Annotated in this window: 23 protein-coding genes and 2 riboswitches; of the genes, 17 read left to right on the forward strand and 6 right to left on the reverse strand. The window is 63.3% G+C overall.

The window, feature by feature from the left end; genetic code table 11:
• Positions 1 to 50: 50 nt before the first annotated feature.
• Complete coding sequence (gene metH / locus BLQ55_RS17565) at positions 51 to 3761, reverse strand: methionine synthase (protein ID WP_092198872.1); 3711 nt, start codon at positions 3759 to 3761, stop codon at positions 51 to 53.
• A gap of 154 nt (positions 3762 to 3915) precedes the next feature.
• Between metH and BLQ55_RS17570 the strand changes: the two genes are divergently transcribed.
• Positions 3916 to 6207, forward strand: coding sequence for a fatty acid cis/trans isomerase (locus BLQ55_RS17570; RefSeq protein WP_092255474.1), 2292 nt, complete (start codon positions 3916 to 3918; stop codon positions 6205 to 6207).
• Positions 6208 to 6322: 115 nt separating this feature from the next.
• Positions 6323 to 6907, forward strand: coding sequence for a Fe-S biogenesis protein NfuA (gene nfuA / locus BLQ55_RS17575; protein ID WP_003182850.1), 585 nt, complete (start codon positions 6323 to 6325; stop codon positions 6905 to 6907).
• 191 nt (positions 6908 to 7098) lie between these two features.
• Here nfuA and cobM read toward each other — a convergent pair whose 3' ends face one another.
• The 4 genes from cobM to BLQ55_RS17595 all read right to left on the reverse strand — a co-directional run bounded on the left by cobM (position 7099) and on the right by BLQ55_RS17595 (position 9219).
• Complete coding sequence (gene cobM / locus BLQ55_RS17580) at positions 7099 to 7845, reverse strand: precorrin-4 C(11)-methyltransferase (protein ID WP_092255477.1); 747 nt, start codon at positions 7843 to 7845, stop codon at positions 7099 to 7101.
• 77 nt (positions 7846 to 7922) lie between these two features.
• The gene (locus BLQ55_RS17585) at positions 7923 to 8327 is read right to left on the reverse strand and encodes a cobalamin biosynthesis protein (RefSeq protein ID WP_092255482.1); all 405 of its coding nucleotides are present in this window, start codon (positions 8325 to 8327) and stop codon (positions 7923 to 7925) included.
• Positions 8324 to 9019 carry a CbtA family protein gene (locus tag BLQ55_RS17590; protein ID WP_092255485.1) on the reverse strand — a complete coding sequence of 232 codons (696 nt, stop codon included), beginning with the start codon at positions 9017 to 9019 and terminating at the stop codon, positions 8324 to 8326. The genes BLQ55_RS17585 and BLQ55_RS17590 overlap by 4 nt, the downstream gene beginning before the upstream one ends.
• An 11-nt stretch (positions 9020 to 9030) precedes the next feature.
• Positions 9031 to 9219 carry a CbtB domain-containing protein gene (locus BLQ55_RS17595; protein ID WP_014338677.1) on the reverse strand — a complete coding sequence of 63 codons (189 nt, stop codon included), beginning with the start codon at positions 9217 to 9219 and terminating at the stop codon, positions 9031 to 9033.
• A 100-nt stretch (positions 9220 to 9319) separates the two neighbouring features.
• A riboswitch (cobalamin riboswitch) is annotated at positions 9320 to 9543 on the reverse strand.
• 189 nt (positions 9544 to 9732) lie between these two features.
• Positions 9733 to 9948: riboswitch (cobalamin riboswitch) on the forward strand.
• Between the two features lie 97 nt (positions 9949 to 10045).
• On the opposite strand from BLQ55_RS17595, the gene cobW reads away from it, so the two are divergent.
• The 15 genes from cobW to BLQ55_RS17670 all read left to right on the forward strand — a co-directional run bounded on the left by cobW (position 10046) and on the right by BLQ55_RS17670 (position 26226).
• On the forward strand, positions 10046 to 11110 hold the full coding sequence (gene cobW, locus BLQ55_RS17600) for a cobalamin biosynthesis protein CobW (RefSeq protein ID WP_092255488.1): 1065 nt from the start codon (positions 10046 to 10048) through the stop codon (positions 11108 to 11110).
• Positions 11111 to 11113: 3 nt separating this feature from the next.
• Entirely contained in the window at positions 11114 to 14887 is a 3774-nt protein-coding gene (gene cobN / locus BLQ55_RS17605; RefSeq protein WP_092255491.1) for a cobaltochelatase subunit CobN, read from the forward strand.
• A 43-nt stretch (positions 14888 to 14930) separates the two neighbouring features.
• Entirely contained in the window at positions 14931 to 15929 is a 999-nt protein-coding gene (locus BLQ55_RS17610; RefSeq protein WP_092255494.1) for a magnesium chelatase ATPase subunit I, read from the forward strand.
• Positions 15930 to 15982: 53 nt separating this feature from the next.
• Complete coding sequence (locus BLQ55_RS17615) at positions 15983 to 16588, forward strand: vWA domain-containing protein (RefSeq protein WP_256326600.1); 606 nt, start codon at positions 15983 to 15985, stop codon at positions 16586 to 16588.
• Positions 16589 to 16782: 194 nt separating this feature from the next.
• The gene (locus tag BLQ55_RS17620) at positions 16783 to 18429 is read left to right on the forward strand and encodes a phospholipase D-like domain-containing protein (protein WP_092255497.1); all 1647 of its coding nucleotides are present in this window, start codon (positions 16783 to 16785) and stop codon (positions 18427 to 18429) included.
• Between the two features lie 65 nt (positions 18430 to 18494).
• On the forward strand, positions 18495 to 18743 hold the full coding sequence (locus BLQ55_RS17625; protein WP_092255500.1) for a type II toxin-antitoxin system Phd/YefM family antitoxin: 249 nt from the start codon (positions 18495 to 18497) through the stop codon (positions 18741 to 18743).
• A gap of 65 nt (positions 18744 to 18808) precedes the next feature.
• Entirely contained in the window at positions 18809 to 19150 is a 342-nt protein-coding gene (locus tag BLQ55_RS17630; protein WP_092255502.1) for a YdcA family protein, read from the forward strand.
• 386 nt (positions 19151 to 19536) lie between these two features.
• Entirely contained in the window at positions 19537 to 20385 is an 849-nt protein-coding gene (locus BLQ55_RS17635) for a transporter substrate-binding domain-containing protein (protein ID WP_092198842.1), read from the forward strand.
• A 54-nt stretch (positions 20386 to 20439) separates the two neighbouring features.
• On the forward strand, positions 20440 to 21102 hold the full coding sequence (locus BLQ55_RS17640) for an amino acid ABC transporter permease (RefSeq protein WP_018608019.1): 663 nt from the start codon (positions 20440 to 20442) through the stop codon (positions 21100 to 21102).
• 9 nt (positions 21103 to 21111) lie between these two features.
• The gene (locus BLQ55_RS17645) at positions 21112 to 21774 is read left to right on the forward strand and encodes an amino acid ABC transporter permease (RefSeq protein ID WP_028236639.1); all 663 of its coding nucleotides are present in this window, start codon (positions 21112 to 21114) and stop codon (positions 21772 to 21774) included.
• Complete coding sequence (locus tag BLQ55_RS17650; protein ID WP_092255505.1) at positions 21771 to 22562, forward strand: amino acid ABC transporter ATP-binding protein; 792 nt, start codon at positions 21771 to 21773, stop codon at positions 22560 to 22562. Before BLQ55_RS17645 ends, BLQ55_RS17650 begins: the two co-directional genes overlap by 4 nt.
• 42 nt (positions 22563 to 22604) lie before the next feature.
• Positions 22605 to 22994, forward strand: coding sequence for a RidA family protein (locus tag BLQ55_RS17655; protein ID WP_092198834.1), 390 nt, complete (start codon positions 22605 to 22607; stop codon positions 22992 to 22994).
• Between the two features lie 140 nt (positions 22995 to 23134).
• Positions 23135 to 23899, forward strand: coding sequence for an IclR family transcriptional regulator (locus BLQ55_RS17660; protein WP_058543922.1), 765 nt, complete (start codon positions 23135 to 23137; stop codon positions 23897 to 23899).
• Positions 23900 to 23940: 41 nt separating this feature from the next.
• Positions 23941 to 25158, forward strand: coding sequence for an amino acid deaminase (locus tag BLQ55_RS17665; RefSeq protein ID WP_092255508.1), 1218 nt, complete (start codon positions 23941 to 23943; stop codon positions 25156 to 25158).
• A 153-nt stretch (positions 25159 to 25311) separates the two neighbouring features.
• Positions 25312 to 26226, forward strand: a complete 915-nt coding sequence (locus BLQ55_RS17670; protein ID WP_092255511.1) for a sugar kinase — start codon at positions 25312 to 25314, stop codon at positions 26224 to 26226.
• 28 nt (positions 26227 to 26254) lie between these two features.
• Here BLQ55_RS17670 and BLQ55_RS17675 read toward each other — a convergent pair.
• Positions 26255 to 26592 (reverse strand): transposase (locus BLQ55_RS17675; protein ID WP_143011719.1); only part of this gene is annotated, 338 nt, incomplete at its 5' end.

A 26592-nucleotide genomic window follows, 5' to 3' on the forward strand; every position in this document is an offset into this window, starting at 1 on the left:
CACACAAAACCCCGTAGGCGCTGGCGAAGCCTGCGATCTTTTAAGGGCGCCTAGTTGTCGTAACCCAGGTTCGGCGCCAGCCAACGCTCCGTCACACTCAAGTCCTGGCCCTTGCGCGCGGTGTAGCTCTGGACCTGGTCCTTGTCGATCTTGCCCACGGCGAAGTATTGCGCCTGGGGATGGGCGAAATACCAGCCGCTGACCGCTGCCGCCGGGAACATGGCGTAGTGTTCGGTGAGGAACACGCCACTGCGGCCGGCTTTCAGTTCGCTGGCTTCGGGGTCGAGCAGGCGGAACAAGGTGGCCTTCTCGGTGTGATCCGGGCAGGCCGGGTAGCCGGGGGCAGGCCGGATGCCGGTGTACTGCTCCTTGATCAGCGCCTCGTTGTCCAGGCTCTCGTCCCGGGCATAACCCCAATACTCCTTGCGCACCTGCTGGTGCAGCCATTCGGCGCAGGCTTCGGCCAGGCGGTCGGCCAGGGCCTTGACCATGATCGAGTTGTAGTCGTCGCCGGCCTCCTGATAGGCCTTGGCGACTTCTTCGGCGCCGATGCCGGCGGTGGTGATGAAGCCACCGACGTAGTCGGTCACGCCGCTGTCCTTGGGCGCGACGAAGTCGGCCAGGGAAAAGTTCGGCTTGCCGTCGGTCTTGATGATCTGCTGGCGCAAGTGGTGCAGGCGCGCCAGTGGCTTGCCATCGTCGCCGTAGACTTCCAGATCGTCGTCATGCACCTGGTTGGCCGGCCAGAAGCCGAACACGGCGCGGGCGCTGATGAGTTTCTCGTCGATCAGCTTGCGCAGCATCGCCCGGGCATCGGCGTACAGCGCGGTGGCGGCTTCGCCGACCACTTCGTCGGTGAGGATGCGCGGGTATTTGCCGGCCAGGTCCCAGGAGATGAAGAACGGTGTCCAGTCGATGTATTCGGCCAGGACGTTCAGGTCGATGTTATCCAGCACCTTGGCGCCGGTGAAGGTCGGCTTGACCGGCTGGTAGCTGCTCCAGTCGAACTGTGGCTTCTTGGCCACGGCGGCGGGGTAGCTCAGGCGTTCGGTGCGGGCGCTGCGGTTGGCTGTGCGCTCGCGTACCTCGATGTAGTCCTGGCGGGTTTTCTCGACGAACGCCGGCTTGAGCTCCTTGGACAGCAACTGGGTCGCCACGCCCACGGCGCGGGAGGCGTCGGTGACGTAGATCACCGCGTCGTTGCTGTACTTGGGCTCGATCTTCACCGCCGTGTGGGCCTTGGAGGTGGTGGCGCCACCGATCATCAGCGGCAGATGGAAGTCCTGGCGCTGCATCTCCCGCGCCACATGCACCATCTCATCCAGGGACGGGGTGATCAGGCCGGACAGGCCAATGATGTCGCATTTCTGCTCCTTGGCCACCTGCAGGATCTTCTCCGCCGGCACCATCACGCCCAGGTCGACGATGTCATAACCGTTGCAACCGAGCACCACGCCGACAATGTTCTTGCCAATGTCATGGACGTCGCCCTTGACCGTGGCCATCAGGATCTTGCCCTTGGCCTCCGGCTTGTCGCCTTTTTCCGCCTCGATGAACGGAATCAGGTGGGCCACGGCCTGCTTCATCACACGGGCGGACTTGACCACTTGGGGCAGGAACATTTTGCCGGCACCAAACAGGTCGCCGACGATGTTCATGCCGGCCATCAGCGGGCCTTCAATGACCTCGATCGGACGGGCGAACGACAGTCGCGACTCTTCGGTGTCTTCGACAATGTGGGTGGTGATGCCCTTGACCAGCGCATGCTCCAGGCGCTTGTTCACTTCCCAGCCGCGCCATTCCTCGGTTTCCGCTTCCTTGACGCTGCCGTCGCCCTTGTACTTGTCGGCGATGGCGAGCAGGGCGTCGGTGCCTTCGGGGGTGCGGTTGAGGATCACGTCTTCCACGGCGTCACGCAGTTCCGCCGGGATCTGGTCGTAGATCTCCAGTTGGCCGGCGTTGACGATGCCCATGGTCAGGCCCGCGCGGATCGCATACAGCAGGAACACCGAGTGGATCGCCTCGCGCACCGGGTTGTTGCCACGGAACGAGAACGACACGTTGGACACGCCGCCGGAGGTCAGCGCGTACGGCAGTTCGTCGCGGATGTAGGCACAGGCGTTGATGAAGTCCACGGCATAGTTGTTGTGCTCTTCGATACCGGTGGCGACGGCGAAGATGTTCGGGTCGAAGATGATGTCTTCCGGCGGGAAGCCGACTTCATTGACCAGGATGTCGTAGGAGCGCTTGCAGATTTCCTTCTTGCGCGCCTCGGTGTCGGCCTGGCCGGCTTCGTCGAAGGCCATCACCACCACGGCGGCGCCGTAGCGCTTGCACAGCTTGGCGTGGTGGATGAACTGCTCGACGCCTTCCTTCATGCTGATGGAGTTGACGATGCCCTTGCCCTGGATGCACTTGAGGCCGGCTTCGATCACTTCCCACTTGGAGGAGTCGATCATGATCGGCACGCGGGAAATGTCCGGTTCGCCGGCAATCAGGTTGAGGAAGGTCACCATGGCCTTCTTCGAATCGAGCATGCCCTCGTCCATGTTGATGTCGATCACCTGGGCGCCGGCCTCGACCTGCTGCAGGGCCACTTCCAGCGCTTCGGTGTAGTTGTCCTCGCGGATCAACCGGGCGAACTTGGCGGAGCCGGTGATGTTGGTCCGCTCGCCGACGTTGACGAACAAGGAGCTGCGATCGATGGTGAACGGTTCCAGGCCCGACAGGCGGCAAGCCCGCGGGATCTCTGGAATCTGCCGCGGCGCGTAGCCGGCCACGGCCTTGGCGATGGCTTCGATGTGCGCCGGGGTGGTGCCGCAGCAACCGCCGACAATGTTCAGGAAGCCGCTCTGGGCAAACTCTTCGATGACCTTGGCCGTCTCGGCCGGCAGTTCGTCGTATTCGCCGAACTCGTTGGGCAGGCCGGCGTTGGGGTGGGCCGATACGTGGGTGCTGGCCTTGTTCGACAGCTCTTCCAGGTACGGGCGCAGTTCGCTGGCGCCGAGGGCGCAGTTCAGGCCCACGGAGATCGGCTTGGCGTGGGCCACCGAGTTCCAGAAAGCTTCGGTGGTCTGGCCGGAGAGGGTGCGGCCGGAGGCGTCGGTGATGGTGCCGGAGATCATGATCGGCAGTTCGACGCCCAGTTCTTCGTAGACCCCTTGCACGGCGAAGATCGCCGCCTTGGCGTTCAATGTGTCGAAGATGGTCTCGATCAGGATCAGGTCGGCGCCGCCTTCGATCAGGCCCTTGGTGGCTTCGGTGTAGTTCTCCACCAGTTCGTCGAAGGTCACGTTGCGGTAGCCGGGGTTGTTCACGTCCGGCGACAGCGAGCAGGTGCGGCTGGTCGGGCCGAGCACGCCGGCGACGAAGCGCGGCTTGTCCGGGGTCTCCAGGGTCTTGGCGTCGGCCACCTGGCGGGCCAGGCGCGCGCCTTCCAGGTTCAGCTCGTAGGCCAGGCCCTGCATGCCGTAGTCGGCCTGGGACACCTGGGTGGCGTTGAAGGTGTTGGTTTCCAGGATATCGGCGCCGGCATCCAGGTAGGCTTTTTCGATGGCTCCGATCACGTCGGGACGGCTGAGCACCAGCAAATCGTTGTTGCCCTTGACGTCGCTCGGCCAGTCGGCAAAACGCTTGCCGCGGTAGTCCTGTTCTTCCAGCTTGTAGCTCTGGATCATCGTGCCCATGCCGCCGTCGAGGATCAGGATGCGTTCCTTGAGGGCTTGCTGGAGAAGATAAAGGCGAGCGCTGCGATCGGACATAGGACTACCTGGAAAAAAGACCATTACGAAGGCCGGGATGATAGCAAACCTGCGCAGGATTTGATCATGAGGGGCTTTTGCATGAATATCGCTCATGTTTGCAAGGCGATGCTGGCCCGGTAGAATCGCCGGATTCTCCTTCAGGACCCGAGACATGCCGTACCGCGTCTTCTTCGGCAGTCTGTTGCTGCTGTTGTCTTTCATTGCAGTGGCCAGGGATCCCGCCCCAGCGCTGTCCTACACCCGCGATATCCAGCCGATCTTCACGGAAAAATGCGTGGCCTGTCATGCCTGCTACGACTCCGCCTGCCAATTGAACCTGGGCAGTGGCGAAGGCGTGGCCCGGGGCGCGAGCAAGCTCTCGGTGTATGACGGCGAGCGACGCCAGGCGGCCGAGCCGACGCGCTTGTTCTACGATGCCTCCGGCCAGCGCGCCTGGCAGCGCAAAGGCTTCTATTCGGTGCTCGATGCCCAAGGCAGCCAGGCGGCGTTGATGGCGCGGATGCTGGAACTGGGGCACCGTACGCCCTTGCAGCCCAACGCCAAATTGCCGGAAGACATCGTGCTTGGGCTCAACCGTGACAATACCTGCCCGGTGCCGGGGCAGTTCGACGAATACGCCGCTGCGCATCCCCGCGAAGGCATGCCGCTGGCGGTCACCGGCCTGACCGACCAGCAATACCAGACCCTGCAGCGCTGGTTGGCTGCTGGCGCCCCGATCGACCAGCAGGCCTTGGCCCCGAGCGCCGCCGAAGCCTTGCAAGTGGTGCAGTGGGAAAACCTGCTCAACGCCCCCGGCGCCCGGGAAAGCCTGGTGGGCCGCTGGTTGTTCGAACACTGGTTCCTGGCGCATATCTATTTCAAGGACGGCGAGCCGGGGCATTTCTTCCAATGGGTGCGTTCGCGTACGCCCACCGGCCAGCCCATTGACCTGATCAACACCCGCCGTCCGAACGACGATCCCGGCACCCGCGTCTATTATCGGCTCTGGCCGGTGCAAGGGGTGATCGTGCACAAGACCCACATCACCTACGGCTTGAGCGCGGCGAAGATGGCGCGGATCAAGAGCCTGTTCTACAGCGGCAAGTGGCAGGTCACCGCGTTGCCGGGCTACGGTCCGGAGCGCCGGGCCAACCCGTTTTCCACCTTCGAAGCGATCCCGGCCCAGGCCCGCTACCAATTCATGCTCGATAACGCCGAGTATTTCGTGCGGACGTTCATTCGCGGGCCGGTGTGCCGGGGCCAGATCGCCACGGACGTGATCCGCGACAATTTCTGGGCGCTGTTCCAGGCCCCCGAACACGACCTGTACATCACCGACCCGAACTACCGCGGCCAGGCCACACCGCTGCTGGCGATGCCGGGGCAGAACGACGACGTGGGCAGCGTCCTCGGCCTGTGGCTCGATTACCGTGACAAGCGCAACGAGTACGAGGCCTTGCGCCGCGACAACTATGCCGAGCTGCCGGCTCCGAGCTGGTCGACGCTGTGGGCCGGCAACGACAACGCGCTGTTGAGCATTTTCCGGCATTTCGACAGCGCGTCGGTCACCAAGGGGCTGATCGGGGAGGTGCCGCAGACGATGTGGCTGTTCGACTTCCCCTTGCTGGAGCGTACCTATTACCAGTTGGCGGTGAATTTCGACGTGTTCGGCAACGTCTCCCACCAGGCCCAGACCCGGCTGTATTTCGATTTGATCCGCAACGGTGCGGAGCAGAACTTCCTGCGCCTGATGCCGGCCGACTCCCGGGAAGGCTACCTCGACGACTGGTACCAGGCCGGTGGCAAATTCAAGATGTGGCTCGATTATGAGGCCATCGACAATGACAAGCCGACCGCCCTCAAGCTTGACGAACGCGACCCCAAGGGTGATTTCGCCCGGCAACTGCTGGCCCGTTATGGCGAGCTGAACGCGCACCCCGATCCGATCAACCGCTGCGACGGTGCCTACTGCTCACGCCCGAACATCGACCCGACGCTGCAAAACGCCGAGCAGGCCCTCAGTCGGCTGGTGTCGCGCCCAGCGGCGGGGCTCAAGGTGATCGACCAACTGCCGGAAGCGACCCTGTTGCGCATCGAAACCGCCAGCGGCCACCGTGAGGTCTACAGCCTGCTGCGCAACCGGGCCCACAGCAACGTGGCGTTCCTGCTGGGCGAGGAGACGCGCTACCAGCCGGGGCTGGACACGCTGACGGTCTACCCGGGCGTGCTCAGCAGCTATCCGAACTTCATGTTCAACATTCCGGCCGGGCAAGTGCCGGCATTCGTCGAGGCCATGGAACGTGCCCAGGATGAGCCGGCGTTCGAGCGGATTGTCGAGCGCTGGGGGATTCGCCGCAGTCACCCGCAGTTCTGGTATTACTTCCATGACCTGAGCCAGTACATCCAGGAAACGGAGCCGGTGGAAAGCGGTGTGCTGGACATGAATCGCTACCAGAACCTCTGATCAGCCTGTCCGGCGGCAAACCCCCTGCCGTCGGACGCTTTCCTGACAAAAATACTAGGACTTTGTCCGGCGCGATGATTGGCGTAAACTGCCGTCAAGCCTGCGAGGAGTTTCCATGACCGCCATTACCATTACCGATGCCGCCCACGATTACCTGGCCGACCTGCTGTCCAAGCAGAACACCCCGGGGATCGGGATCCGCATCTTCATCACCCAGCCCGGCACCCAGTACGCAGAGACGTGCATTGCCTACTGCAAGCCGGGAGAAGAAAAACCCGAAGACACCGCGTTGGGGCTCAAGAGCTTTACCGCGTACATCGATTCGTTCAGCGAAGCCTTCCTGGACGATGCGGTGGTCGATTACGCCACCGACCGCATGGGCGGCCAGCTGACCATCAAGGCACCGAACGCCAAGGTGCCGATGGTCAATGCCGACAGCCCGGTCAACGAGCGCATCAATTACTACCTGCAAACCGAAATCAACCCGGGGCTGGCCAGCCACGGCGGCCAGGTTTCGCTGATCGACGTGGTGGAAGACGGCATCGCCGTGCTCCAGTTCGGCGGCGGCTGCCAGGGCTGCGGCCAGGCTGACGTGACCTTGAAGGAAGGCATCGAGCGCACCTTGCTCGAGCGCATTCCAGAGCTCAAGGGCGTGCGCGACGTGACCGACCATACGCAGAAAGAAAACGCCTACTACTGATAGGTGTTCGCTGCGGATAGTCTGTGGCGAGGGAGCTTGCTCCCCTCGCCACACCCGTTTCAGTCGTCAGCCTGTACCCATCGCCCTGTGGGAGCGAGCTTGCTCGCGATAGCGGTGGGTCAGCCTGCGATGATGTTGAATGTGCCGTCGTTATCGCGAGCAAGCTCGCTCCCACAGGGGATCGGATTGCGTCAGGGCCGGTAGAGATGCGCATGTCCGGCGCGGTACAGCGTCGATTCGCTGAACACGTCATTGCCCAGCACACGCCCCACCAGGATCAGCGCCGTTCGGCGGAAACCCTTGGCCTGCACCTTCTTGGCAATATCTGCCAGCGTCCCCAGCACCCAATCCTGATCCGGCCACGTCGCCCGGTGGATCACCGCAATCGGGCAATCCGCGCCGTAGTGGGGCAGCAATTCGTCGACGATCTTTTCCAGGTGATTGACCCCCAGGTGAATCGCCATGGTCGCCCCGTGCTGTGCCAGCTTGCCCAGTTCTTCCCCAGCAGGCATCGGGGATTTATCGGCGTAACGGGTGAGGATCAGGCTCTGGGAGATGTCCGGCAAGGTCAGTTCGGCACCCAGCAGGGCGGCGCAGGCTGAGGTCGCGGTCACGCCCGGGATGATTTCGAAAGGGATGTCCAGTTCCCGCAGGCAACGAATCTGTTCGCCGATGGCGCCGTACAGGCTCGGGTCGCCGGAGTGTACCCGGGCCACGTCCTGGCCCTTGAGATGGGCGCCGCTGATCAATTCGATGATCTGTTCCAAGTGCAACTCAGCGCTGTTGATCACCTGTTCGGCACAATGGCCTTCGAGGACGGCGGTCGGCACCAGCGAGCCGGCGTAGATGATCACCGCGCACTGGCGGATCAGTCGCTGGCCTTTGACCGTGATGAGGTCCGGGTCGCCGGGGCCGGCGCCGATGAAGTACACGGTCATGACCGGCTCCTGTGAAAGGTGGGTGAGCGTCGCCCAGATGAAGATCGCTCATGATCCTGGACGACGATTATCGGGATTTACGCCACGACCGCCAATGCCAACGTGCTCATGGGGCCTGTTTGACGGGGAATCAGCAGCGTTGCGGGCGTCGTGCCCAATTGATCGGCCAAGGCCAGGGCGGCGCTTTCGGCGATGCCGTAGCAACCGGTTCGCTCGAAGGCGATCTTGGAACGATGACTGAGCCGCCGCTCGTAACCGGCCAACTGTTCGGCACTGAAGCAGGTCAGCGGCAGTGCCAGTTGCCCGGCCAGTTCCAGCAGCCCGGGCTCGTCACGCTTGAGGTCGATGCTGGCCAGGGCCCGTACCTGGTGAAGTGCGATGTCGTGGGCCGACAACGTCTGTTCGAGCAAGGCCCGCAGCGTGCTGGCCGGGCAACCGCGCTGGCAACCGAGGCCGATCACCAGCATCGCCCCAGTGTTCATGCGTCGTGGTGGGCTTGACCGTCACGGCGAAACAGCCAGGCGCTGATCAGGCCCAGGGCCAGCCAGAAGGCGACGTTGGTCACCTGCGAGGCGATCTTGAACTGGCTTTCCAGCGCTTCGGGCGCCAGCATCGAGTGGACTTCGGGCTGTGGCGCACCGATGACGTGGGGTACCAGCAACGTCGCCACGCCCAGCAGCTTGAGCAGCCAATGCCGGCCGAACACGATCAGGGCAATGCCCACCGCCGTCGAGGCCGCGGTGCCGATCCACCACATCTGCCGCTGGGCCAGGTCGGCCGCTGCGGTGCCGGGCAATTCCGGGGGCAGGCCGAGGGTGGGTGCCAGGACGAAAGTGGCATAACCGGCCAGGCCCCAGAGCAGGCCCTGGGAGGTGCGAGTCGGTGCGCGCAAGGTGTACAGGCCCGCCAGCATCAGGGCAAAACCCACGGCGACCACCAGGTTACCGCCGGTGGTGGACAGCACGCGCTGCCAGCCGTCTTCCGGTTCCCAGGCCTCGGCATCATGGGTGTGGGCCGCACCGTCGGTGTGCTCATGGACCTCGGTCGCCGGGGCCTTCTCGAAGGTTTCCGCCTGGAGAATCAGCGGCGATACCCAGAAACTCTGCAACAGGGTCAGCAGCAGGGCGGCCAGCAAACCGCTGAAACCGGCGGTCTGCGCGATACGCTTGATCATGTCGTCAGTTCTCAGTGGCAGGGGAAGGCAGCGCTGTGGCGGGTATCGTGGGCGGCGTTGTGCACTGCCTCGATGTGGGAGAAACCGGCGAAATAGACCAGCCCCGCGCCCAGGATCGAAGCCAGGATCGCGGCGCTCAGGCGTTGGCTCAGGGTGGTGGTGCTGCTGGCGGTGCGGGCGGTGCTGCTGATGGTCGACATGGCGCTTCCCTCTGTTTTTGTTCCGTGGGGAGGCGAGCGCAATGAGACCCCGGGCGAAAGACCGCCAAGGTTCGAACAGCGCCCGCCCACCGCGGGTTTGTTGATGCTTTGAGTCATGGGCCGGTCTCCGGGCTTGCGAGGGGCCGGGCGCGTGCCTGGCCTGCAAGCGTCACCTTCCCATGTCCGGGGACACAGTGGTTCAGACGCTTCGCTCGCTTACCGTTGCGGGGGCAGCACCGGACTGACGTGGCTTTGGAGTAAAGCACACGATTCACCGGTTTCCCGTTTCACCCTGTGAAGGGCACCCGTAACTAGGCGCACAGGAGAGCATGGGTGGGGCGGGGCCGTCAATGCACAGGGGGCCGCTACGCAGCCCATCGCGAGCAAGCTCGCTCCCACAGTAGGCTGTTTAGCCCGAGACAGATCCAATGTGGGAGCGAGCTCGCTCGCGATGGCGGCGGCAAGAACACCGCAGAACTTCCTTGCGGAGATTGACCCGCCCCCACACCCTGCGTAGCCTTGCGCCTTCGAGGTTCTTCGGCCTGCGCCGAAGCTAAGAAGGGAACGCGGTCCAAGCCGCGGCTGCCCCCGCAACTGTGAACGGTGAGATTTCTGCAAGGCCACTGTGCATGCCCTTTTACCAAAGGCGCACGGGAAGGCGCAGCCATTGCCAGTCGTAAGACTGGCCCGCCGTCAGCCAGGAGACCTGCCTCGAGACAGATTCTCACTACAACCGGGCGGGGTGATCCGGTGGCGAAATCTTCCGTGCACACCTGTGCCCGCGGTTGTCGTCCCGTTTGCCCGCCACCTTGCCAAAGGGCATCCGATGAAAACACTGGCCAAACTCCCCGTTACCATCGTCACCGGCTTTCTCGGTTCGGGTAAGACCACCTTGCTGCGGCACATGCTCGACAACGCACAGGGCCGGCGCATCGCCGTGATCGTCAACGAGTTCGGCGAACTGGGCATCGACGGCGAGATCCTCAAGCAGTGCGCCATCGGTTGTACCGAAGAAGAAGCCAACGGCCGCGTCTACGAACTGGCCAACGGCTGCCTGTGCTGCACGGTGCAGGAAGAGTTCTTCCCGGTGATGCGCGAGCTGGTGGCCCGGCGCGGCGACCTCGACCATATCCTGATCGAAACCTCCGGCCTGGCCTTGCCCAAGCCGTTGGTCCAGGCTTTCCAATGGCCGGAAATCCGCAGCGCCTGCACGGTCGATGCGGTGATTACCGTGGTCGACAGCCCCGCCGTGGCCGCCGGCACCTTCGCCGCCTTCCCCGACCAGGTCGATGCCCAGCGCAAACTCGACCCGAACCTGGACCACGAATCGCCGTTGCACGAGCTGTTCGCCGATCAGTTGGCCAGCGCCGACCTGGTGATCCTCAACAAAGCCGACCTGATCAGCCCTGAAGACCTGGCCAAGGTTCGCCTGGAAGTCGCCGAAGAGCTGCCGCCGGCGGTCAAGGTCATCGAAGCCAGCAACGGTCGCCTGCCGCTGGACGTGTTGATCGGTCTGGGCGCCGGTTCCGAAGAACACATCGACGGCCGCCACAGCCATCACGACCATCACCACGATGGCGACGATGACGACCACGATCACGACGCCTTCGACTCCATCTCCATCGAGCTGCCCCAGGCCGACGAAAGCCTGTTGCTGGACGCGTTGACGCAACTGGTGGTCCAGCACGGCGTACTACGGGTCAAGGGTTTCGCGGCGATCCCGAACAAGCCGATGCGCCTGCTGATCCAAGGCGTTGGCACGCGTTTCGACAAGCATTTCGACCGCCAGTGGGGCGCCGAGGAAGCGCGGGTCACCCGTCTGGTGCTGATCGGCCAAGCGCTCGATGCCGCATTGCTCGAAGCGCAGTTGCGCGCCGCCCTCAGCGCCTAAGCCATGCACCTGCTCAGGACCCAGCCCGGCGGTTTCGTGTCGGATGACAACATTGCCGACCTGGGGCAAACCCCCGCCGAGCTGGTGATCCTGTGCAGCGGCGACTCCAGCCTGGCGCTGCTGGCCGAAGCGGCGAAGCAGCTGCCGGGCGATTATCCGGAGTTTCGCCTCGCCAATCCGATGCAGGTGCAGAACCACGCCTCGGTGGATCTGTATTTCGAAGACGTGCTGCGCCACGCCAAGGTGATCCTGCTGTCGCTGCACGGCGGCATTGGCTATTGGCGCTACGGCATCGAGCGCCTGATGGACCTGGCCGGGCGCGGGGTGAAGCTGATCCTGGTGCCGGGGGATGATCGACCGGACCCGGAGCTCAGTGACCTGAGCAACGTGGCCGTCGAGGACCGCGACCGGCTCTGGCAGTTCTTGCGCCAGGGCGGCCTGGGCAATGCCCTGGACCTGTTTCACTACCTCGGCAGTCAATGGTTCGGCCGCGATTATCCGTGGGCCGAGCCGCAGACCCTGCCGCGCACGGCGATCTACCACCCGGAAAAAACCAGCGCCAGCCTCGGCGATTGGCAAGCCGAGTGGAACGCCGGGCAACCGGTGGCGGCGGTGCTGTTTTATCGTTCCCACTTGCAAGCGGCGAACACTGCGTTCATCGACGTGTTCTGCCAGCGCCTGCAAGCGGCGGGGCTCAACCCATTGCCGATTGCCGTGGCCAGCCTCAAGGAGCCCGGTTGCCTGGCGCGGGTGGAGGACTGGTTGGATGAAGTGGAAGCGGGGGTGATCCTCAATACCACCGGCTTCGCCCAGTCCAGCCCGGAAGCGCCGCACCTGAGACCGTTCCGTCGCAACATCCCGGTGATCCAGGCCATTTGCGCCCAGGACAACGAACCGGGCTGGCGCGCCAGCGAGCAGGGCCTGGGGCCACGGGATCTGGCGATGCACATTGCCCTGCCGGAACTGGATGGCCGGATCATCAGCCGCCCCATCAGTTTCAAGGACCTCGCCTGGCGCAGTGAGCGCAGCCAGAGCGACGTGGTCTGCTACCGCGCCGTACCCGAACGCATGGATTTTGTCGCCGAGCTGGCCCGACGTTGGACCACCCTGGCGCGCCTGCCCAATGGGCTGAAGCGTGTGGCGCTGATCCTCGCCAACTACCCGACCCGGGACGGACGCATCGGCAATGGCGTCGGCCTGGATACGCCGGCGGCGGCCTTGAATATCCTGCGGGCCTTGCAGGCCGAGGGCTATCCACTGCCGGCCGAACTGCCAGCGAGCGGCACTGCGTTGATCCAGCAATTGCTCGGCGGCATCAGTAACGACCTGGACAGCCTCGACCTGCGTCCGTGTCACCAGAGCCTGGCCTTGGATGCCTACCTGGCCCTGTTCGACGCGCTGCCCGAGGCCAATCGCCAAGCGGTGCTGGCGCGTTGGGGCTCGCCCGAGCAGGACCCGATGTTCCGCGACGGCCGCCTGATGGTCGCCGGCCTGCGCCTGGGCCTGACCTTCGTCGGCATCCAGCCGGCCCGGGGTTATCAGGTCGATCCGAGCGCGGTGTACCACGACCCGGACCTGGTGCCGCCCCACGGTTACCTGGCGTTTTATTTCTGGTTGCGCCACACCTACGGCGTCCACGGGGTGATCCACGTCGGCAAGCACGGCAACCTCGAATGGCTGCCGGGCAAAGGTGTCGGGCTCTCGGAAAATTGCTGGCCGGACGTGCTGTTGGGGCCACTGCCGAATATCTATCCGTTCATCGTCAACGACCCGGGTGAGGGCGCCCAGGCCAAGCGTCGCACCCAGGCGGTGATCATCGACCACTTGATGCCGCCGCTGACCCGGGCCGAAACCTACGGACCGCTGCGTAACCTCGAGCTGCTGGCCGACGAATACTACGAGGCGCAATTGCTCGATCCGCGTCGTGCCCGGGAACTGCAACGGGACATTCTCAACCTGGTGCGCGAGACCCACATCGACCGCGAGCTGCAACTGGATGCCGGCCTCGACAGCGACGCTGACGCCGCGATCTGGCTGCCACGCCTGGACACGTACCTGTGCGACTTGAAGGAGTCGCAGATCCGTGACGGTTTGCACATTTTTGGTGAGTCGCCCAGTGGGCGGCTGCGTATCGACACGTTGCTGGCGTTGCTGCGCATTCCCCGGGGCGATGGCAAAGGCGCGCAGTCGAGCCTGCTGCGGGCGCTGGCCAAGGCGTTCGGGCTGGGTTTCGATCCGCTGGATTGTGCCTTGGCCGAGCCTTGGACGGGCGACTGTCCCGAGGCATTGCGCCGGATCAGCACCGAGCCCTGGCGCACCGCCGGCGATACCCGCGAGCGCCTGGAGCTGTTCGCCGCGCAGTTGATCGAGCAGGCGTTGGATGGCACGGTCGAGCAGCTCGACGCGCCGGGTTGGGAGGTGGTGGGCAGCATCATTGAAAACCTGCGAGCCGTCGTGGCCCCGCGCCTGGACGCCTGCGGTCCGGCGGAAATCCATGGCCTGCTCGATGCCTTGAGCGGGCGCTTCGTGCCGGCTGGCCCCAGCGGTGCGCCGAGTCGCGGGCGCCTGGATGTGTTGCCCACCGGGCGCAATTTCTTCTCGGTGGACGTGCGCAACCTGCCCACCACCACGGCGTGGCGCATCGGTTTCCAGTCGGCGAACCTGATCCTTGAACGGCACTTGCAGGACCACGGTGATCACCTGCGCCAGCTCGGCCTGTCGGTGTGGGGCACCGCCACCATGCGCACCGGCGGTGACGACATCGCCCAGGCCATGGCGCTGATGGGCGTGCGTCCGGTGTGGGCCACCGGCAGCCAGCGGGTCGATGACTTCGAGATCCTGCCGCTGAGCCTGCTGGACCGGCCTCGGGTGGATGTCACGCTGCGGGTGTCCGGGTTCTTCCGGGATGCCTTTGCCAATCTGATCCGGCTGTTCGATGCGGCGGTGCAGGCCGTCGCCGCCCTCGATGAACCGGACGACCTGAACCCCTTGGCAGCCAAGGTGCGCAGTGAGCGCGAAGCCTTGTTGGCGTCGGGCCTGGAGCCGGAAGCGGCGGCGCGCCAGGCCGGCTGGCGGATCTTCGGTGCCAAGCCCGGTGCCTATGGCGCGGGCGTGCAGGGCGCGATCGACGGTCGTTTGTGGCAAAGCCGCGAGGATTTGGCCGAGGTGTACCTGAACTGGGGCGGCTACGCTTACGGCGGCAGCGATGAAGGCACCGCCGCCCGGGAGCCGTTCTCTCGGCGTCTGAGCCAGGTGCAAGCGGTGTTGCAGAACCAGGACAACCGCGAGCACGACCTGCTCGATTCCAATGATTACTACCAATTCCAGGGCGGCATGCTGGCGGCGGTGGAGACCCTCAGCGGGCAGGCCGCGGCCAGCTATCATGGCGATCACAGTCAGCCGGACTTGCCCAGGATTCGCACCCTGAAGGAAGAACTCAACCGCGTCATCCGTTCCCGCGCGGCCAATCCGAAGTGGATCGACGGCGTGAAGCGGCATGGCTATAAAGGCGCGTTCGAACTGGCGGCGACGGTGGACAACCTGTTCGCCTTCGACGCCACCACGCAGTTGATCGACGATCACCAGTACGCTTTGCTGGCCGATGCCTACCTGCTCGATCCGGACACCCGGGACTTCGTCCGCCAGCACAACCCCGACGCCCTGCGGGACATGACCGAGCGCATGCTCGAAGCGCAGCAGCGGGGGATGTGGCAGGCGCCGGGGGAGTATCGCGAGGCGCTGGAGAATTTGTTGTTGGACATTGAGGAGGATGGCTGAAATGAGGACAACAGGAACGTCGCACATTCATGAGGCATTCACCATGATCCAACCCCATTTCCCGCTCTCCGCCGTGGTCGGTGCCGATGACCTGAAACTGGCCCTGTGCCTGGCTGCGATCGACCCGAAAATCGGCGGTGTGCTGATCGAGGGCCCGCGGGGCATGGCCAAGTCCACCTTGGCCCGGGGCCTGGCGGACCTGCTGGCCAGCGGTCAGTTCGTCACCTTGCCCCTCGGCGCCACCGAAGAGCGACTGGTGGGCACCCTCGATCTGGATGTGGCCCTGGGAGAGGGGCGCGCGCAGTTTTCTCCCGGCGTGCTGGCCAAGGCCGACGGTGGCGTGCTGTATGTCGATGAGGTGAACCTGCTGCCCGACCACCTGGTGGACCTGCTGCTGGATGTGGCCGCCAGCGGCACCAACCTGATCGAGCGCGACGGCATTTCCCATCGGCATCCGGCGCGCTTTGTGCTGATCGGCACCATGAACCCGGAAGAGGGCGAACTGCGCCCGCAATTGCTCGACCGTTTCGGCCTGAACGTCGCCCTCGACGGTCACACCGCACCGGCTGAGCGTGGCCAGATCATTCGCCGGCGATTGGATTTCGACAGTGACCCGCTGGCGTTCTGCGCGGAGTGGGAGACGGCCCAGCGGCAGTTGCGTGAACGTTGCCAACAGGCGCGCAATCGGTTGGCCGGGATCGCCTTGGATGATGCGGCGCTGGCGCAGATCACCGAGCGCTGTTTTGCCGCCGGGGTCGATGGCTTGCGCTCTGACCTGGTCTGGCTGCGGGCGGCCCGGGCCCATGCGGCCTGGCGCGGCGCTGCTGCGATTGCCGATGAGGACATCGATGCGGTCGCCGAATTTGCCCTGCGGCATCGGCGGCGCGGGCATTCGGCACCGGCGGCGTCCCAGGCGCCGCAAACGGCTGCGAATGAAACGGCCAAGCCCAACGAAGGCCAAGGCCAATGGGGCGACCTGCCGGCCCGGGCACTGCCGACCGGTGCCCGACGTGACGTGCCGAGCTGGCCAAAAAAGCCCTAGGCATTCGCCCTCGTTCAACGGCGGGGGCGAATGCCAGGCCCCGTGCAGGACAGTTGGAGCAGGGACGCCAGGGTCGGAGCAAAGCCGCGGCCAGCGGTGCGGTGAACTGGCCGGGGACGCTGCTCAATGGTCGTCCACGCCTGCAGGAGGACCTGCGTTTTCACAGCCGCCAGCGCTCGCCCCATGAGTTGTGGCTGGTCATCGTCGATGCCTCGGCCTCGACCCGTCGGCATCGGGCCTTGAGTGACGGCAAAGGCTTGTTGGCGCAACTGTTCGACGACGCCTACCGGCAGCGGGCCCGCCTGGCGCTGTTGGCCGCCAGCGGTACTGTCCCGACTTGGCAGGTGCAAGGGCTCAAGGCCTCAGCCGGACTGCGGGATTGGCTCGATGGACTCGGTGCCGGCGGCGGTACACCGTTGCTGGCGGCGCTGAACGAGGCCGGACGCTGGTTGACGGCCCGGCGCAAGCGCTTCCCGGCGGAGCAACAGCGGGTGTTGGTGATGACCGACGGACGAGTCAAGGAGGGACTGCCACTGCCCTCCCTGGATTGCCCGTGCCTGTTGATCGACATCGAGCGCGGCCCGATCCGCCTGGGCCGGGCCCGGCAGTTGGCGGGGCAGTTGCAGGCTGAGTATCGGCATATCGATGAGGCTGATTGAAAGGTTCTGTGACTGTCAGGGCCCCCTCGCGAGCAAGCTCGCTCCCACACTGTTTTGTGAATACATGGGTGATGAACACCCCGGTCCCCTGTGGGAGCGAGCTTGCTCGCGATGGCATCCCCTCGGTTCCAATGACCTGCCATCTGACCCGCATCACTGCACTATGCTCAAGCAGCCCCTCACAGGAGTGAACCATGCGTGTACTCGTCACCAATGACCAGGACGATTTTCGGGTCAAGGCCTATGCCGGCACCAACGGCGTGCTGCTCGCCATGGACCTGGCCGAACCCCGGCGCAAGGGCTTGCTGGGTTTTGCCATCGAGAAACAGCAGGGGGACAAGCCCTGGCTATTCCTGTTCAACAGCCTGACGTTCCCCGACAAGACCCACACCTTTCCCCAGTTCCACGCCACCCCCAGCGACAAGGCACCCCTGCAGAAATTTCGTTGGGCCGACTACGCCGTCAACCCCGGCGTGACGATCCACTATCGCGTGCACCTGGCCTATGGCAGCCCCGATTCACCGCAATTGGGCGAATCCCTGGCCGTCACCGTCACCAGCGACGACGGGCACCCGGCCGACCAGCGGGTCATCTTCAACCGTGCCGTGGCCGCCAGCCAGGCGTTCCAGCGCAAGTTTCCCGAAGTGGACGCACTGATCGATGCCAACAAGCACCTGTCCATCGATGATTGGCCCGACGCACCACGTCGCTGGTTGGAAAACGGTTTGCTGGGGCGCTTGACCGGTTTCATCGACCGGGCGCTGGATGCCCGCTGGGCCTTGGACGTCGCCATCTATGAATACGAATTGCCGGTGATCGTCGACGCGGTGACTGCCGCTCACGCTCGCGGCGCCCAGGTACGGGTGCTGTATCACGCCGAGCCAGGAGACGACACCACGGCGCGCAACGAAGCCAGCCTCGAAAACATGCCGGCGGCCAACAAGCGTGGGCGGGTCACCCACAACATTTTCCACAACAAGTTCATTGTGCTGAGCAAGGTGGAGGCCAGCGGCTCATTGCAACCTGAAGCCGTGCTGTGCGGCAGCACCAACTTCACCGCCAACGGTGTCTACCGTCAGGCCAACGTCGTGCATGTGCTGGACGACCCTCGGATAAGCAGCAGCTATCTCCAGGTATTCGAGCAAATCTGGGCAACGCCCGAGGACGTCGATGCCACTCGCCAGTGGCTGACCCTGAACAATGCCATGGCCCCGCAAGAAGCGTTGTTCGCCGGGTTCTCGCCGCGCGCCGGGGAGGGCGACCTGGACCGCTTCGTCGACATCATCAACGCGGCTCGAAAGGACCTGTTGTTCGTCACCGCATTCGTCTTGCCCGACCGGATTCTTGACGCCGTGCTCGGCCAACCCAATGACGACGTGCTGCGTTACGGCCTGCAAAACACCAAGAGCCGCATCACCGGCTTCCATGCCGACCGCACCGCCGAATTCGCCGCCACCGCGTTGCTCAACACCGGTCTGGAGGGCTGGTTGCGGGAAAACATGAAAGGCCAGAAAGGCAATCTACTGGTGCACACCAAAGCCATCGTCACCGACTTCACCAGTGACACGCCGACCATCCTCAGCGGCAGCCACAACCTCAGCGCCGCCGCCAGCAGTGGCAATGACGAGAACTACCTGATCATTCAGGGCAATACCGACCTGGCTGACCGCTACGGGCTGGAACTGCTGCGTTTCTATGAGCATTACCGCTTTCGCTACTTCGCGAAAAAACTCGCCCTCAAACAGGTCAAGCCACTGGCGGTGGATGACAGCTGGAGTGATGACTATTACCACGAGGGGGATTTGCGGATGTTGTCCAGGGTGAGGTTTTGCGGGCGCTGAGCAGTAGCAAGGGTGTTTTAGAGTGCTATTTTTTGCGCTATTAAGAGTACTCAAGGGTTTATTTCATGACACATATCGTGCTTTCCCAAGTCGTTGCCAGCATTTCTGAGCTCAAGAAAAACCCAATGGGCACCGTTGCTGCCGGTGAAGGGTTATCTGTAGCCATCCTCAACCGAAACGAGCCTGTTTTCTATTGCATTCCTGCCAGGGAATATGAAGCCATGATGGACCGTCTCGAGGACATGGAGTTGGCTGCTCTTTGCCGCGAGCGTGAAAACGATCCAACGATCAAGGTTTCTCTCGATGACCTATGAGTTGGAGCGTTTGTGGAATTCTTTCCGGTGCTAGCATAGAGCCATCTATCAGCCAGGAAGCTGCCATGAAACTCTGTCACGGAACGTCCGCTTTACTTCGCACCTGTGTCGCGATCCTGTTGTTGGCCCTGGGTACTTCGGCCATCGCCGCCAATCAACCGTGTTCCGGGCGCAAAGGGGGGATCACTGGGTGTGATGGCGATACTTTTCTATGTAACGACGGCTCGATCAGTGCTTCGAAGAAGTCCTGTTCCGCTGTGCTGGGGCTTCGGAACGAGGCGCGGCCGCAGTCGCTGCTCAAGTCCGCCGACGGTTGCCAATGCGGCAGTGGCAATTACTGCGTCGGTCCCCGGGGCGGGGTCTATTGCCTCACGCCTGGCGGCAGCAAGAGCTACAAGCGCAAATAGACCAGGCACACCGCCGAACAATGGTGGGAGCGAGCTTGCTCGCGATAGCGTCAGGTCATTCAACATCAACATTGACTGATCCATATCTATCGCGAGCAAGCTCCCTCCCGCAGATAGCCATTTACAACTCCAGAGTGGCTCCGTTTCGGTGCGCGGGTACCCGGTTTGGGGCCTTATTACCCGTGCGTCGTAGCTAACGGTAGCAACAGCATTCACATGCGAGCGCCAGCGTCCGCAGGTCTGTTTTTCCCATCCCTCTGATTTCCTTAACTTTCCATTTTCCTCACCCATGGGCATCAAGCCTGTGGCACACTTTCTGCTGTCTATTCCGTTGTTACATACCATGTTCCGGTATAGCGGAATAAACTCACTCTGGAGTGCTTGCCATGCAACGCCGACCTTCCTTGTTCAAAGCGTGTGTTTTTCTCTTCGCGGCCACGACGGCTGCCATGGGTGTCGCCCAGGCGGCCGACAGCAAGCTGGACAGCGTGCTGCAGCGGGGGAAATTGATCGTGGGCACGGGCAGTACCAATGCGCCGTGGCACTTCCAGGGAGCGGATGGCAAGTTGCAGGGCTTTGATATCGATATCGCGCGCATGGTTGCCAAGGGTCTGTTCAATGACCCGGAGAAGGTCGAGTTCGTGGTGCAGTCGTCCGATGCGCGGATCCCCAACCTGCTGACCGATAAGGTCGACATGAGTTGCCAGTTCATCACCGTCACCGCCAGTCGTGCCCAGCAAGTGGCGTTCACCCTGCCGTACTACCGCGAAGGCGTGGGCCTGCTGCTGCCGGCCAACAGCAAGTACAAGGAAATAGAAGACCTCAAGGCCGCGGGCGATGACGTCACCGTGGCGGTGCTGCAGAACGTCTACGCCGAAGAATTGGTGCACCAGGCGCTGCCCAAGGCCAAGGTCGACCAGTACGACAGCGTCGATTTGATGTACCAGGCGGTGAACTCCGGCCGCGCCGATGCCGCCGCCACCGACCAATCCTCGGTCAAGTACCTGATGGTGCAGAACCCTGGGCGCTACCGCAGCCCGACCTATGCCTGGAGCCCGCAAACCTACGCCTGTGCGGTCAAGCGCGGCGACCAGGACTGGCTGAACTTCGTCAACACCACCTTGCATGAAGCCATGACCGGCGTGGAATTTCCTACCTATGCGGCGTCGTTCAAGCAGTGGTTCGGCGTCGAGCTGCCGTCGCCGGCGATTGGTTTCCCCGTTGAATTCAAATGACCCTGTGAGCCCGGGGCGCCCCTTGTGGGCGCTTCGTCGAAGGTACTGCCAACCATGAATTATCAGTTGAACTTTGCCGCCGTCTGGCGCGATTTCGACACCTTGCTGGCGGGGCTGGGCCTGGGGCTTTCCCTGGCACTGGTGTCGATCGCCATCGGTTGCGTGATCGGCCTGGCCATGGCGTTCGCGCTGCTGAGCAAGCACCGGGTCCTGCGGGTGCTGGCGTCGGTGTATGTCACGGTGATCCGCAATACGCCAATCCTGGTGCTGATCCTGTTGATCTACTTCGCCTTGCCGAGCCTGGGCATTCGCCTGGATAAGCTGCCGTCGTTCGTCATCACCCTCTCGTTGTACGCCGGGGCTTACTTGACCGAAGTGTTCCGCGGCGGACTGTTGAGCATTCACAAGGGGCAGCGGGAAGCGGGGCTGGCCATCGGCCTGGGCGAGTGGCAGGTGAAGGCCTACGTCACCGTGCCGGTGATGCTGCGCAACGTGTTGCCGGCCTTGTCGAACAACTTCATTTCGCTGTTCAAGGACACCTCCCTGGCGGCGGCGATCGCCGTGCCGGAGCTGACCTATTACGCCCGCAAGATCAACGTGGAGAGCTACCGGGTGATCGAAACCTGGCTGGTGACCACGGCCCTGTATGTCGCGGCCTGTTACCTCATTGCCATGGTGCTGCGGTATTTCGAGCAGCGCCTTGCGATCCGCCGTTAGGAGTCTCCCATGTACGAATCACCCAGTTGGTTGCATGAGTTATGGGTCGCCCGGGACACCCTGTGGGCCGGTTTCCTGACCAGTGTGCAGTGTTCGCTGTTGGCGATTGTGTTGGGCACGCTGATCGGCCTGGTTGCCGGCCTGGTGCTGACCTATGGCCGGACCTGGATGCGCGCGCCGTTTCGCTTCTACGTCGACCTGATCCGCGGCACGCCGGTGTTCGTGCTGGTGCTGGCCTGCTTCTACATGGCCCCGGCCCTGGGTTGGCAGATCGGTGCATTCCAGGCCGGTGTCCTGGGCCTGACGCTGTTCTGCGGTTCCCATGTGGCCGAGATCGTGCGCGGCGCCTTGCAGGCGCTGCCCCGTGGGCAGATGGAGGCGAGCCAGGCCATCGGCCTGACGTTCTACCAGTCGCTGGGCTATGTGCTGTTGCCTCAGGCGTTGCGGCAGATCCTGCCGACCTGGGTCAATTCCTCCACCGAGATCGTCAAGGCCTCGACCCTGTTGTCGGTGATCGGCGTCGCCGAACTGTTGCTCAGCACCCAGCAGATCATCGCCCGGACCTTCATGACCCTGGAGTTTTACCTGTTCGCCGGGTTTCTCTTTTTCATCATCAATTACGCCATCGAATTGCTCGGGCGGCACATTGAAAAGCGGGTGGCCTTGCCATGACTGATATTTCGACTCCTTCCAATACTCAACCGTTGCTGGACATTCGCGGCCTGCGCAAACAATACGGCCCATTGGAAGTGCTCAAGGGCGTGGACCTGAGCATGCAGCGCGGCAACGTGGTCACGCTGATCGGCTCCAGCGGTTCGGGCAAGACCACGCTGCTGCGCTGCGTCAACATGCTGGAAGAATTCCAGGGCGGGCAGATTGTGCTCGACGGCGAATCCATCGGCTACGACGACATCGACGGCAAGCGTGTGCGCCACCCCGAGAAGGTTATCGCCCGGCACCGTGCGATGACCGGCATGGCCTTCCAGCAATTCAACCTGTTCCCGCACCTGACCGCATTGCAGAACGTCACCCTGGGCCTGATCAAGGTGAAAAAACTGCCCAAGGACGAAGCGGTGGCCCTGGCCGAGAAATGGCTGGAGCGGGTCGGCCTGCTGGAGCGGCGCGATCACTTTCCCGGCCAGTTGTCCGGTGGCCAGCAGCAGCGCGTGGCGATTGCCCGGGCGATTGCCATGAACCCCAGCCTGATGCTGTTCGACGAAGTGACGTCGGCCCTGGACCCGGAGCTGGTCGGCGAGGTGTTGAACGTGATCAAGGGCCTGGCCGAAGACGGTATGACCATGCTGTTGGTGACCCACGAAATGCGCTTTGCCTTCGAGGTCTCCGACAAGATCGTCTTCATGAACCAGGGCCGCATCGAAGAGCAAGGGCCACCGAAAGAATTGTTCGAGCGGCCGCAGTCGCCGCGGTTGGCGGAGTTCCTCAAGAACACCCGCTTTTAATTCAGTCGAATCGTTAATCTATCCAAGCAAGGAGAAACACCCATGAGCATTACGCGCTACGGCACCGGCAGCACCGCAGGCGGCGGCCAGCCACGGCCATTCGCCCGCGCCGTGGAGGCCGATGGCTGGCTGCACGTGTCCGGCCAGGTGCCGGCGGTGAACGGCGAGATCATTGTCGGCGGGATCGTCGAGCAGACCCATCAGACCATGAAGAACCTGGTCGCCATTCTCGAAGAGGCTGGTTATGAGCTCAAGGACGTGGTGCGCTGCGGTGTGTGGCTGGAAGACCCGCGGGATTTCTGGAGCTTCAACAAGGTGTTCGGCGAATATTTCAGCCCTGAACACGCCCCGGCCAGGGCCTGCGTGCAGGCGAGCATGATGGTTGATTGCAAGGTCGAGATCGATTGCATCGCGTACAAGAAAAAGGCTTGAACCGTTGTAGGAGCTGCCGAAGGCTGCGATCTTTTGATCTTGATCTGCCGGGCTTTCGCTCAAGACTCAATTGACTGGGGAAAGATCGCAGCCTCGTTACACTCGACAGCTCCTACGACCAATGAACGGGAACGCAATAAATGACCGAAGACACCATCAAACGCCGGGCCCGGGGACTGGATCGGGCGTTCGATATCCTCGACTTCCTCAAGGAAATCGGCCAGCCGCTGCGCCCGAATGATATTGCCAGCGGCATCGGCAGCCCCAAGTCCACGGTCTATGAACTGGTGGCGTCGCTGCTGGAGCGCCGCATCCTTGAACCGGTGGGCAAGGACGGTCACGTCTACCTGGGCCGCCAGTTGTATTTCCTCGGGCAGGCGCACCTGCGGCATTTCGACCTGAGCCGCGAGGCTGACCAGGCCTTGCAGGAGATCGTGCGCCAGACCCGCGAAACGGCGCAGATGTGCCTGCTCAACGGGCGCAAATACACCGTCGCGCTGATGAAGGAAGGCGAGCGGCATTTCCGCATTTCATCGGACATCGGTGAAAACGCACCGATCCCGTGGACGGCCTCCGGGCGCCTGCTGCTGGCGCATTTGAGCGACCAACAGATCGTCGACCTGATCGACCCCGACGACTTCATTTTGCCGGACGGCGAACGCTTGCCCCTGGAGCAATTCCTCAAGGAAATCCGCCAGGCCGGCCTCGATGGGTTCTTCTCCTTCGACAGCGTCGCCGACACCTTCACCCACTGCTTCGCCGCCCCGGTCAAAGACCCCGGCGGCGTGGCCATCGCCACCCTGTGCATCGTCGCCCCACGGGCCGACGCCAAGAACAATTACGCCGACTACCGCCGGGTGCTGATCGAAAGCGCCAACAACCTGGCCCGGCGCATCAATGAATAGATAATCGCGGCTGCGAGCGGCCGCGTGCGAGGAGTACGAACATGTCTTCTGTCATTCCCAATGCTGGCGTAGAGAAGGGGGCGGCCACCGTCGGCGCTCATCTGCTCAAGGACGTCAGCCTGCCGGCGTTGGTGCTGCACCGCGCGGCGCTGGAGCACAACATTCGCTGGATGCAAGCGTTCGTCACCGACAGTGGTGCCGAACTGGCGCCCCACGGCAAGACCAGCATGACCCCGGCGCTGTTTCGACGCCAGCTCGATGCCGGTGCCTGGGGCCTGACCCTCGCCACCGCCGTGCAGACCCGTGCCGCTTACGCCCACGGCGTTCGTCGAGTGCTGATGGCCAACCAACTGGTGGGCACGCCAAATATGGCGCTGATCGCCGATCTGCTGGCCGACCCGGCGTTCGAATTCCATTGCATGGTCGATCATCCGGACAACGTCGCGGACCTGGGGGCGTTCTTCGCCTCGCGCGGTATGAAGCTGAACGTGATGATCGAGTACGGCGTGGTCGGTGGTCGGTGTGGCTGCCGGACCGAGGCTGAGGTGTTGGCCCTGGCCGAGGCCATTCGCAGTCAACCGGCGCTGGCGTTGACCGGTATCGAAGGCTACGAAGGGGTGATCCATGGCGACCACGCCATCAGTGGCATCCGCGCATTCGCGGCATCGTTGGTACGGCTGGCGGTGCAGCTGCAGGACAACGGTGCCTTCGCCATCGACAAACCGATCATCACCGCCTCGGGTTCGGCCTGGTACGACCTGATCGCCGAATCCTTCGAAGCCCAGAATGCCCATGGGCGTTTCCTCAGCGTGCTGCGTCCCGGCAGTTACGTGGCCCATGACCATGGCATCTACAAGGAAGCCCAGTGCTGCGTGCTGGAGCGCCGCAGCGACCTGCACGAAGGCCTGCGTCCGGCCCTGGAAGTCTGGGCTCATGTGCAATCGCTGCCAGAGCCGGGCTTCGCGGTGATCGCCCTGGGCAAGCGCGACGTGGCCTACGACGCCGGATTACCGGTGCCGCTCAAGCGCTACACGCCCGGATCGGATTCGGTGGTGGGGGACGACGTGAGCGGCTGCAAGGTGACGGCGGTGATGGACCAACATGCGTTCATGAGTGTGGCGGCAGGGATTGAGTTGCGTGTGGGCGACATCATTTCGTTTGGCACTTCACACCCGTGCCTGACGTTCGACAAGTGGCGGGTGGGGTGCCTGGTGGATGAGCAGTTGCGGGTGGTCGAGAGCATGGAGACTTGCTTCTAAGGCTTGAGATCGAGTCGCGGCTATCGCGAGCAAGCTCGCTCCCACAGGGGGATCGAGACGATCACAGAGTTTGCATTCACAGTAATCCACTGTGGGAGCGAGCTTGCTCGCGATAGCGGCCTGCCAGACATCACCGAACCATCAGGATCACCCATGAACCACGCCAAACCCCGCATCGCCCTGATCGGCGAATGCATGATCGAACTGCAACAACGCGCCGATGGCAGCCTGCTGCAAAGCTTCGGCGGCGATACCCTGAACACCGCTGTGTACCTGTCCCGCGCCTTGGGCGACAGGGGCGCGGTGGACTACGTCACCGCCCTGGGCGACGACAGTTTCAGCGATGCCATGTGTGAGCGCTGGGCCGAAGAAAACATCGGTCTGCAACGGGTCCAGCGCTTGCCTGGACGCCTGCCGGGTCTGTATTGCATCCAGACCGATGCGGCGGGCGAGCGGCGATTTCTCTACTGGCGCAACGAGGCGGCGGTGCGCGAGTGTTTTACCACCCCGGCCGCCGCACCGATCCTGGCGGCATTGCCGGATTACGATGTGCTGTATTTCAGTGGCGTGACCCTGGCGGTGCTCGGCGAGCAGGGCCGCGCCAGGTTCATCGAAACCCTGGTCGAGGCCCGTCGCCGTGGGGCCCAGGTGGTGTTCGACAATAATTACCGGCCAAGACTCTGGGCCTCGATCGAGGCGGCGCGAGCGGCGTATCGCAGCGTATTGCCCCACGTGGAGTTGGCCCTGCTGACGGTGGAAGACGAACAGGCACTGTTCGGCTATGCGGACACTGACGCGGTGTTCGCCGCCTATGGGCAGTTCGGCACGCCGGAAGTGGTGCTCAAGCGTGGTGCCGAGGCCTGCCTGATTCGTTGCGATGGCGAGTCTTATGAGATTCCCGCCCAACGGGTCGAGCGTGTGGTGGACACCACGGCGGCGGGAGATTCATTCAGTGCCGCGTACCTGGCGAGCCGCTTGCTAGGTGGCACTCCAGCGGAGGCGGCCGAGGCGGGGCATCTGTTGGCGAGCCGGGTGATTCAGGTGCCGGGGGCGTTGATGCCAAAATAATAAGTGGGCACAACACCTGTGGGAGATTCTATGTTGCAGGGCAACCCTGCAACATAGGCGTTGGCTGGTATTCGCTCTGATTTTTCATCAAGGCAAATGCCACTCGGCAGAGCTTGCGGGCTAGCACCACCAAGGCCTGGGTTTTTGAAAAGCCTCTCGCTAGGTACGACTCGTAAAATGGTTTCCATCTAGGCGAGCGGCACGCCGTCATTGCGGCGATATGAGCTAGTCGGCGTATTTCTGGATCCCCCTTCTTGGACAGGTATCGGGCGCCATTCTTTTTTCCAGAATCATCGACCCGCAAGTCCATCCCTAAAAAAGCGATAAACGCATCGCTGTCGGTAAAATCACCTCGCATAAAACTGG

The sequence above is a fragment of the Pseudomonas sp. NFACC13-1 genome, assembly GCF_900104425.1.
Classification (GTDB): domain Bacteria; phylum Pseudomonadota; class Gammaproteobacteria; order Pseudomonadales; family Pseudomonadaceae; genus Aquipseudomonas; species Aquipseudomonas fluorescens_AA.